The following is a 10106-nucleotide window of genomic DNA, read 5'->3' as shown; positions in this document are numbered from 1 at the left end:
CTTGACAAGCTATCTTGGCTGTAGGAGACAGGAAGGCCTGTCGGAGAACTACGGCTTCCTGGAAGTACGGCTCCATGCTGGACGTGCGGGAATAGCTCAAGTGGCTAGAGCATCAGCCTTCCAAGCTGAGGGTTGCGAGTTCGAGTCTCGTTTCCCGCTCCATCCTAGCCCGGGTTCTCCTCAAGCAAGCAATCGGCCCACATAGCTCAGGCGGTAGAGCACTTCCTTGGTAAGGAAGAGGTCATGAGTTCAAGTCTCATTGTGGGCTCCATTTCCGTGCCTAACGATTAACGCAAGAAGAAAACCACGCCAGGGAGAACACCTATGGGTAAGGAAAAATTTGAACGCAAGAAGCCGCATGTCAACATCGGCACCATCGGCCACATTGACCACGGCAAGACCACTCTGACCGCCGCCATCACCAAGGTGGCCGGTCTGCGCGGCAACGGCAAGTTCGTGGCGTTCGACGAAATCGACAAGGCTCCCGAAGAAAAGGAACGTGGCATCACCATCGCCACCGCCCACGTCGAATACGAAACCGCCACCCGCCACTACGCCCACGTGGACTGCCCCGGCCACGCCGACTACATCAAGAACATGATCACCGGCGCCGCCCAGATGGACGGCGGTATCCTGGTGGTTGCCGCCACCGACGGTCCCATGCCCCAGACCCGTGAGCACATCCTGCTCGCCCGTCAGGTCGGCGTGCCCTACCTGGTGGTGTTCCTGAACAAGTGCGACATGGTGGACGACGAAGAGCTGCTCGAACTCGTGGAACTCGAAGTTCGCGAACTGCTCTCCCTCTACGGCTTCCCCGGCGACGACATCCCGGTGATCCGCGGTTCGGCCCTGAAGGCCCTTGAAACCGACGATCCCAACTCCGCCGACGCCGCTCCGGTCGTGGCCCTGCTCGACGCCTGCGACAGCTACATCCCCGAACCGCAGCGCGACATCGACAAGCCCTTCCTGATGCCCATCGAAGACGTGTTCTCCATCTCCGGCCGCGGCACCGTGGTGACCGGTCGTGTGGAACGCGGCATCATCAAGGTCGGCGAAGAAGTCGAAATCGTCGGCATCAAGGACACCGTCAAGTCGACCTGCACCGGCGTCGAAATGTTCCGCAAGCTGCTCGATCAGGGCCAGGCTGGCGACAACATCGGTGCCCTGCTGCGCGGCATCAAGCGTGAAGACGTGGAACGCGGCCAGGTTCTTGCCGCTCCCAAGTCCATCAAGCCGCACCGCAAGTTCAAGGCCGAAGTGTACGTCCTGTCCAAGGAAGAAGGCGGCCGTCACACCCCGTTCTTCTCGGGCTACCGTCCGCAGTTCTACTTCCGTACCACCGACATCACCGGCATCATCGCGCTGGCTGACGGCGTCGAAATGGTCATGCCCGGCGACAACTCCACCTTCACCGTGGAACTGATTGCCCCCATCGCCATGGAGCAGGGCCTGCGCTTCGCCATCCGCGAAGGCGGCCGCACCGTTGGCGCGGGCGTGGTCTCCGAAATCCTGGAGTAAACGATGCGCGTCAATCTCCTGCTCGCCTGCACCGAGTGCAAGCGACGCAATTACGCGACCGTCAAGAACAAGAAGAATACTACCGGCCGTATCGAACTGAAGAAGTATTGTCCCTGGGACAAGAAACACACGGTTCACCGCGAAACCAAGTAGTATCCTCATAGTGCAGGGCAGTAGCTCTAACGGCTAGAGCGCCGGTCTCCAAAACCGGATGTTGGGGGTTCGAATCCCTCCTGCCCTGCCATCTCCTTTCCTAGCGGGACAGTGCACGGCAACGTGCCAAGGCGCCCCACGGCACCTTTCCGCCCGGCCCGGCGAACCTCACGGTTCGCCCGCCGGGCGGGCCGGTCCCCCCCGAACGATGGCAAGTCGACCAGTCGAAATGGCTCCAGAGGCGACCATGGCGAAAAAGCAGCAGAACGCGCCCGAGGCGACCCCCGCCGATTCCGGCAACGGCATCGGTGACAAGATCACCCAGCTCAGGGACTACTTCGAGGAAGCCAAGGGCGAACTGCGCAAGGTCACCTGGCCCACGCGCAAGGAAACCACGGCAACGGGCATCGCCGTGCTCGTTCTCGTTTTCGTCATGTCCCTGTTCCTCGGTGTCGTGGACCTTGGGCTGACCAAGCTCGTCGAATACATCCTCTCGTGATGGACACCCCAATGACCGAATCGATCCCCACGACAGCCAAGGCCCGCTGGTTCATCGTCCATACATACTCGGGCTTCGAGCAGCGTGTCGAACAGACCATACGCGAGATGATCCGTACCGGTCAGGCGCAGGGACTCATCGAAGAGGTCGTGGTGCCCACCGAGAAGGTCATCGAGCTCGTCAAGGGCGAGAAGCGGACCTCCACGCGGAAGTTCTACCCCGGGTACGTCATGGTCAAGATGGCCATGACGGATTTCTCGTGGCATCTCGTCCAGTCCATACCCAAGGTTACCGGATTCGTCGGCGGCAAGAACCGTCCGACCCCCATGCGTGACAGCGAAGCGGAACGCATCCTGACCATGATGGAATCACGGCAGGAGCAGCCCCGTCCGAAGTTCAACTTCGAGCGCGGGGACGAGGTTCGCGTCATAGACGGGCCTTTCGGCGGCTTCAATGGCGTCGTCGAGGACGTCAACTACGACAAGGGCAAACTCAGGGTGTCGGTCTCCATCTTCGGCAGACAGACCCCGGTCGAGCTGGACTTCGTCCAGGTTTCCAAGGGCTAGCCCCCTTTCGATGATTTAGCGCGGTAACCATCGCGGCCCGCGCCGCCCATAGAGGGACAGAACAATGGCTAAGAAAGAAGTTGCCAAGATCAAGCTGCAGATTCCGGCCGGGGCGGCCAACCCTTCCCCGCCGGTCGGTCCCGCGCTCGGCCAGCACGGGCTGAACATCATGGAATTCTGCAAGACTTTCAACGCGAAGACCATGGAGCAGAAGGGCATGATCACCCCCGTGGTGATCACCGTCTACTCCGACCGTTCCTTCACGTTCATCACCAAGACCCCGCCCGCTTCCGTGCTGCTGCTGAAGGCCGCCAAGCTCGAAAAGGGCTCTGGCGAACCCAACCGGAACAAGGTCGGGTCGGTGAGCATGGCGCAGGTTGAAGAGATCGCGAAGCTGAAGCTGCCCGACCTCACCGCCAAGGATCTCGATGCGGCCACCCGCTCCGTTCTGGGCACCGCCCGGAGCATGGGCATCGAAATCAAGTAGCGTTTCGGATCAGTTGCACTGCCGTCCGCCGACGATGTCGGCCTTCCCGGCCAAGCCGGGCGCTTCCTTCTGCATGAAGGGGCGTGACCATGGCGGCAGGAGATTGCGAACGTCAGCAAAAGGAAAAGGTGGGTACAATGCCCAAGCACGGCAAGAAATATCGTTCGGCGACTGAAGGACGCGACATCGCCGAAATCCTCACCCTCGAAGACGCGGTGGCCAAGTCCCTTGGGGCTTCGTTCGCCAAGTTCGACGAAACCGTCGACGTGGCCATCTGCCTCGGCGTCGATCCCAAGTACTCCGACCAGATGGTGCGCGGCGCCGTCACCCTGCCCCATGGCCTCGGCAAGACCGTGCGCGTGGCGGTGTTCTGCAAGGGTGACAAGGAAGCCGAAGCCAAGGCCGCCGGTGCCGACTTTGCCGGTGCCGAAGAACTGGTCGCCAAGATCAAGGAAGGCTGGCTGGACTTCGACAAGGCCATCGCCACCCCCGACGTCATGGCCCTGGTCGGCCAGATCGGTCGCGTGCTCGGCCCCCGTGGCCTGATGCCCAACGCCAAGACCGGCACCGTTACCTTCGACGTGGCCACCGCGGTGAAGGAAACCAAGGCTGGCCGCGTGGAATTCAAGGTCGACAAGGCCGGCGTGCTGCATGCCCCGCTCGGCAAGGTGTCCTTCGGTCCCGAAAAGATCCTGGACAACCTGAAGTCGCTGCTTGATACCGTGAACCGCCTGAAGCCCGCCACGGCCAAGGGCACCTACATGAAGGCCATGGCGGTTTCCACCACCATGGGCCCCGGTTTCAAGGTCGACCCGACCACCATCAAGAAGTTCCTCGAAGGCTAACCCCTTCGGTGATATTTGGCCCGACTGCTCGCAGTCGGGCCTTTACCGGCTACAGGCCCGGAAATACGAGTCGAAGAAAGCAGGCAGCACGGGTTCTCCGCCCTTGCGTTAAGCCCTGCCGAGACCACTGTGTCTTTGGCTCGGCATTTCCACCCAGACACACCCGAACCTGAGGAGAGTCACGTGAACAGGTCCGAGAAAGCAGCCATCATCGAGCAGCTCAAGGCTCGTGCTGAAGGCGCTTCCATCGCGGTCGTGACCGACTTCAAGGGTATGTCGGTGGAAGAGCTGACCCGTCTCAGAGTGAAGCTTCGTGAAAACGGCGCGGAATACCACGTCGTGAAGAACACCCTGGCACGGATCGCCTTTACCGACGGAGCGCATGACGTCATCAAAGACGTGTTCAAAGAGAACTGCGCCGTCGCCCTTGGGTTCGCTGATCCCGTCGCTGTGGCAAAGGCGGTTACCGACTTTGCCAAGACGAGCAAGATCTTCACGGTGCGCCACGGCAGCCTTGAAGGCAAGTTCCTTTCCGGGGAACAGGTCTCTGACCTCGCCAAGCTGCCCAGCAAGCCCGAACTGATCGCGCGCGCTCTTGGCACGATGAACGCCGTGCCCACCAACTTCGTTTCGCTGTTCGCCAACATCATCCGTGGCCTTCTCTACGCCCTGAAGGGCATTGAAGAGAAGAAGGCCGCGGCCTAGGCAACACCGGAATCGAACCCAACCCTTACGCCAAAGACACCCGAAAGGAGCAAATCATGTCCAGCATCACCAAGGAACAGGTCGTCGAATTCATCGCCAACATGACCGTCCTCGAACTTTCCGAGTTCATCAAGGAACTTGAAGAAAAGTTCGGCGTGTCCGCCGCCGCTCCGGCCATGGCCATGGTTGCCGCCGGCCCCGCTGAAGCCGCCCCGGCCGAAGAAGAAAAGACCGAATTCGACGTCATCCTCAAGGCCGCTGGCGCCAACAAGATCGGCGTCATCAAGGTTGTGCGCGCCCTGACCGGCCTTGGCCTGAAGGAAGCCAAGGACAAGGTTGACGGCGCTCCCTCCACCCTGAAGGAAGCCGTTTCCAAGGAAGAAGCCGAAGAAGCCAAGAAGCAGCTGGTGGAAGCCGGCGCCGAAGTCGAAGTCAAGTAGACTCGGTTCGCTGCGCCGCACAGGCGATCGGAATGGCGCGGGCGAGTTCATCGCCCGCGCTTCTTCTGCTTTGTCGCCCCGTACGGCAGATTGGCATTTCGGGTGGCGGCCACGCACCTGGGGCATGTTCCGGTATTTCCGGCAAATGCATGGGGTCGCGGTCTTCACGGGACGGGATGAGACGGGTTGACGGGACGGGCTTTCCCACGGGGATGCCACGTTGGATCGGAAGCGAGCATGCGGCAAGCCGCACGGACTTGCATAATTTTTCCGAAACGACTATTCTTGCAATTTGGTCGAACTTACTTCGCACCAATCCAGCTCCTGACCCGGGCGGTACGTTGTACGCTGCACCCCTCTTTCCTACCCCCCGAACCGACAGCCTTTCCGGTGGGCGCGTCGCTCTTGTCGCGCGTCCGCTTTGCTTCGTCCGCGGCACGGCGTTGAAGGGCACCCCCCTTCGCGCGGCCGCCTTTCGTTGTCGCTTCGCCCCGGCAGCCACGCATCACGCGCCCGCTGCCCCCGAATCGCGGGACCATGGCCCTGCCGCCGGTCCCGCTGCCAGCGTGCCGTGCACGCGTCCGCTCCATCCGACCCCCACGGGTCGTTCGGCCTCTCGCGCTGAGAGCCCCGCCGGAAAACCGTCTTTCTGAGGTGAAACCATGGGCCAACTCACGAAAAAGTTCGGCAAGATTCCCGTATCGCTCGGCATTCCGCACCTCCTGAACCTTCAGGTGGACTCGTACGTCAAATTCCTCCAGGAAGGCCTTGCCGAACGCAAGACCGACGAGGGCCTTGAAGGGGTCTTCCGGTCCGTGTTCCCCATTGAGGACTTCAACCGCACCGCCAGCCTCGAATATGTCAGCTACGACATCGGCGAGCCCAAGTTCGACCAGGCGGAATGCATCTCGAAGGGCCTCACCTACGAAGCGCCCATCCGCATCAAGGTGCGGCTCGTGGTTTACGACGTCGACGACGATTCCGGCAACCGCACCATCCGCGACATCAAGGAACAGGACATCTATTTCGGCACCCTGCCGCTGATGACCGAGAAGGGCACCTTCATCATCAACGGCACCGAGCGTGTCATCGTCAACCAGTTGCAGCGTTCGCCGGGCATCATCTTCGAGCACGATTCGGGCAAGACCCATTCGAGCCGCAAGGTGCTGTACTCCTGCCGCGTCATTCCCATGCGCGGCTCGTGGCTCGACTTCGACTTCGACCACAAGGACATCCTGTACGTCCGCATCGACCGCCGCCGCAAAATGCCCGCCACCATCCTGTTCAAGGCCATGGGCATGACCAAGACGGACATCCTGGACTACTTCTACAAGAAGGAGTTCTACCGCATTTCCGCCGACGGCCGCGTGTTCTGGGAAGTGCAGAAGGACATGTTCCGCAAGGACTCGGCCTTTGCCGACATCGCGGGTGCCGACGGCACCGTGTTCGTCAAGGCGGGCAAGCCCATCACCAAGCGCGCCTGGCGCCAGATCTGCGAAGCGGGCCTTGAAACCATCGAAGTGGCCGCCGACACCCTTGACGGCCTGTTCCTTGCCGATGACGTGGTGAACCCGGCCACCGGCGAAGTGCTGGCCGAAGCCGCCGACGAAGTGACCCCCGGCGTGCAGGAACGCCTGCGCGAGGCGGGCATCGACCGCCTGCCCATCCTGCACACCAAGGGCATCGACACCTCGTCTTCGCTGCGCGACACCCTGGTGCTGGACAAGACCGCCGACAAGGAAGCCGCCCAGGTGGAAATCTACCGCCGCCTGCGCCCCTCGTCGCCGCCCACGCCCGAAATCGCGGAAAGCTTTTTCGACAACCTGTTCCGCAGCGCGGACTACTACGACCTCTCCCCCGTGGGCCGCTACAAGCTGAACCAGCGCCTTGGCCTCGACCAGTCGCTGGACCTGCGCGTGCTGACCGACGAGGACATCCTGACCGCCATCCGCGTGCTGCTGCACCTGAAGGACAGCCACGGCCCCGCCGACGACATCGACCATCTGGGCAACCGCCGCGTGCGGCCCGTGGGCGAACTGGTGGAAAACCAGTACCGCATCGGCCTCGTGCGCATGGAACGGGCGATCAAGGAACGCATGAGCCTCCAGGAAGTCTCCACGCTCATGCCGCACGACCTGATCAACCCCAAGCCGGTGGCCGCCGTGCTGAAGGAATTCTTCGGCACCTCGCAGCTTTCGCAGTTCATGGACCAGACCAACGCCCTGTCGGAAGTGACGCACAAGCGCCGCCTGTCCGCCCTGGGCCCCGGCGGTCTGACCCGCGAACGCGCGGGCTTCGAAGTGCGCGACGTGCACACCTCGCACTATGGCCGCATCTGCCCCATCGAAACGCCGGAAGGTCCGAACATCGGCCTCATCGTGTCGCTGACCACCTACGCCAAGGTGAACGACTACGGCTTCATCGAGACGCCGTACCACGTCATCCGCGACACCAAGATGACCGGCGAGGTGGTCTACCTCGACGCCTCGCGCGAGCACGGTGAAGTCATCGCCCAGGCCAACGCGCCCTTCGACGCCGAAGGCAAGCTGGCCGACGAATACGTCACCACCCGCGTGAAGGGCGACGTGCTCATGTCGCCCCGCGAGGAAGTGACCCTGATGGACGTTTCGCCCAGCCAGATGGTGTCCATCTCCGCCGCGCTGATTCCGTTCCTGGAGCACGACGACGCCAACCGCGCGCTCATGGGCTCGAACATGCAGCGCCAGGCCGTGCCGCTGCTGCAGTGCGAAAAGCCCATCGTGGGCACGGGCATGGAAGGCCCGGTGGCGCAGGACTCCGGCGCGTGCATCATCGCCGAAGGCCCGGGCATCGTGCGCTACGCCGACGCCGACCGCATCATCGTCAGCTACGAGAACGGCCTGTACCCCGAACGGGGCGGCGTGCGCGCGTACGACCTGCAGAAGTTCCACAAGTCCAACCAGAACTCCTGCTTCGGCCAGAAGCCCACCTGCCACCCCGGCCAGGTCGTCGCCAAGGGCGACATCCTTGCCGACGGCCCCGGCATCGAGGACGGCGAACTGGCCCTGGGCAAGAACCTGGTGGTCGCGTTCATGCCGTGGTGCGGCTACAACTTCGAAGACTCCATCCTCATCTCCGAGCGCACCGTGAAGGAAGACACCTTCACCTCGGTGCACATCGAAGAGTTCGAAGTCGTCGCGCGCGACACCAAGCTGGGACCGGAAGAAATCACCCGCGACATTCCCAACGTGGGCGAGGACATGCTGCGCAACCTGGACGGCAGCGGGATCATTCGCATCGGGGCCAACGTGAAGCCGGACGACATCCTCGTCGGCAAGATCACCCCCAAGGGCGAAACCCAGCTGACCCCGGAAGAAAAGCTGCTGCGCGCCATCTTCGGCGACAAGGCCCGCGACGTGAAGAACACCTCGCTCAAGGTGCCCCCGGGCATCGAGGGCACCGTCATCGAGGTCAAGGTGTTCAACCGCCGTTCCGGTGAAAAGGACGAGCGCGCCCGCCTGATCGAGGAATACGAACTGGGCCGCCTGGACCGCAAGGAACAGGATCACATCCGCGGTCTTGGCGACGCCACCCGCGTGAAGCTGATGGCCGTGGTGGAAGGCAAGCAGATCGCCACCACCCTGGCGGGCAAGAAGAAGGGCGAGGTCATTGCCGAGGCCGGTGTTTCCGTCACCGCCGAGATGCTGGCCGACGTGCCCCTGAAGAAGCTCTCCGGCCTGTTCAAGAACCGCGAAGTCAACGAAGCCGTGGACGCCCTGCTGGAAAGCTATGACCAGCAGGTGCAGTTCATCAGCAACATCTACGAATCCAAGCGCGGCAAGGTGACCGAAGGGGACGACCTGCCCCCCGGCGTCATCAAGATGGTCAAGGTCTACATCGCCGTGAAGCGCAAGCTTTCGGTGGGTGACAAGATGGCCGGCCGTCACGGGAACAAGGGCGTTGTCTCCTGCATCCTGCCCGCCGAGGACATGCCGTTCTTCGCGGACGGCCGCCCGGTGGACATCGTGCTGAACCCCCTTGGTGTGCCTTCGCGTATGAACATCGGCCAGATCATGGAAACCCACCTCGGGTGGGCCGCCAAGGAAATGGGCCGTCAGCTCGCCGAAATGCTGGAGCGCAACGACCCCTTGAAGTCGCTGCGCAACGAGGTGAAGCGGGCGTTCGATTCCGCCGCCATCGACTCGCTGGTCGATTCCATGGACGACGACGACTTCCGCGCCTCCGTGGCCAAGCTGGGTCGCGGCATCGTGACCAAGACCCCCGTGTTCGACGGGGCGGCGGAAGAGGAAATCTGGTCGTGGCTGGTGCGGGCCAACATCGACGAGGACGGCAAGACCGTGCTGTACGATGGCCGCACCGGTGAACGGTTCCACAACCGCGTCACCACCGGCGTCATGTACATGCTCAAGCTCCACCACCTGGTCGATGAAAAGATCCACGCCCGCTCCACCGGCCCCTACTCGCTGGTGACCCAGCAGCCACTCGGCGGCAAGGCCCAGTTCGGCGGCCAGCGTCTGGGTGAAATGGAAGTGTGGGCGCTGGAAGCGTACGGCGCGGCCTACCTGCTGCAGGAATTCCTGACCGTGAAGTCGGACGACGTGACCGGCCGCGTGAAGATGTACGAGAAGATCGTGAAGGGCGACAACTTCCTGGAAGCCGGTCTGCCCGAATCGTTCAACGTGCTCGTCAAGGAACTCATGTCGCTGGGCCTCGACGTCACGCTGCACCAGGAAGAAGGCAAGAAGCGCCCGAAGCGCGTCGGCTTCATGAACGCGCTGTAATGGTATACGATTTTGGGTAAGAGCCACCGGGGAGGGGACCTTCTGGAAAAGGTCTCCCTCCCCGGCCCCTCCCCCCAAAACTTTTCATAAGTCTGCGCACAACGTTTTCTCC

Annotated in this window: 9 protein-coding genes and 3 tRNA genes; all 12 read left to right on the top strand. The window is 62.3% G+C overall.

Annotated elements, in window-relative coordinates:
- Positions 1-85: 85 nt before the first annotated feature.
- Positions 86-162, top strand: a tRNA-Gly gene (locus K6142_RS10170).
- 33 nt (positions 163-195) lie between these two features.
- Positions 196-271 (top strand) — tRNA-Thr (locus K6142_RS10165).
- A 53-nt stretch (positions 272-324) separates the two neighbouring features.
- Positions 325-1518, top strand: coding sequence for an elongation factor Tu (tuf, locus tag K6142_RS10160; RefSeq protein ID WP_012612578.1), 1194 nt, complete (start codon positions 325-327; stop codon positions 1516-1518).
- Between the two features lie 3 nt (positions 1519-1521).
- Positions 1522-1671, top strand: a complete 150-nt coding sequence (gene rpmG / locus K6142_RS10155; protein WP_007523971.1) for a 50S ribosomal protein L33 — start codon at positions 1522-1524, stop codon at positions 1669-1671.
- A 14-nt stretch (positions 1672-1685) separates the two neighbouring features.
- Positions 1686-1762: transfer RNA gene (locus K6142_RS10150), tRNA-Trp, on the top strand.
- Between the two features lie 156 nt (positions 1763-1918).
- Entirely contained in the window at positions 1919-2170 is a 252-nt protein-coding gene (gene secE / locus K6142_RS10145; protein ID WP_012612579.1) for a preprotein translocase subunit SecE, read from the top strand.
- 11 nt (positions 2171-2181) lie between these two features.
- Positions 2182-2736 (top strand): transcription termination/antitermination protein NusG, encoded by a 555-nt coding sequence (gene nusG, locus K6142_RS10140; protein ID WP_012612580.1) that lies wholly within the window; start codon positions 2182-2184, stop codon positions 2734-2736.
- A 64-nt stretch (positions 2737-2800) separates the two neighbouring features.
- A complete protein-coding gene (rplK, locus tag K6142_RS10135) occupies positions 2801-3223 on the top strand; it encodes a 50S ribosomal protein L11 (RefSeq protein WP_007523977.1) in 423 nt (140 codons plus the stop codon).
- Positions 3224-3360: 137 nt separating this feature from the next.
- A complete protein-coding gene (gene rplA / locus K6142_RS10130; protein WP_035066571.1) occupies positions 3361-4068 on the top strand; it encodes a 50S ribosomal protein L1 in 708 nt (235 codons plus the stop codon).
- A gap of 183 nt (positions 4069-4251) precedes the next feature.
- Positions 4252-4773 (top strand): 50S ribosomal protein L10, encoded by a 522-nt coding sequence (gene rplJ / locus K6142_RS10125; protein ID WP_012612582.1) that lies wholly within the window; start codon positions 4252-4254, stop codon positions 4771-4773.
- A 56-nt stretch (positions 4774-4829) separates the two neighbouring features.
- Positions 4830-5213, top strand: coding sequence for a 50S ribosomal protein L7/L12 (rplL, locus tag K6142_RS10120; RefSeq protein WP_012612583.1), 384 nt, complete (start codon positions 4830-4832; stop codon positions 5211-5213).
- Between the two features lie 662 nt (positions 5214-5875).
- A complete protein-coding gene (gene rpoB, locus K6142_RS10115) occupies positions 5876-9994 on the top strand; it encodes a DNA-directed RNA polymerase subunit beta (protein ID WP_190244787.1) in 4119 nt (1372 codons plus the stop codon).
- Positions 9995-10106 lie beyond the last annotated feature (112 nt).

Origin of the sequence: Nitratidesulfovibrio sp. SRB-5, assembly GCF_019931275.1 — a bacterium.
Taxonomy (GTDB): domain Bacteria; phylum Desulfobacterota; class Desulfovibrionia; order Desulfovibrionales; family Desulfovibrionaceae; genus Cupidesulfovibrio.
Note: the sequence above shows the minus strand (reverse complement) of the source record. Positions and strands in the feature narration are given on the sequence as shown.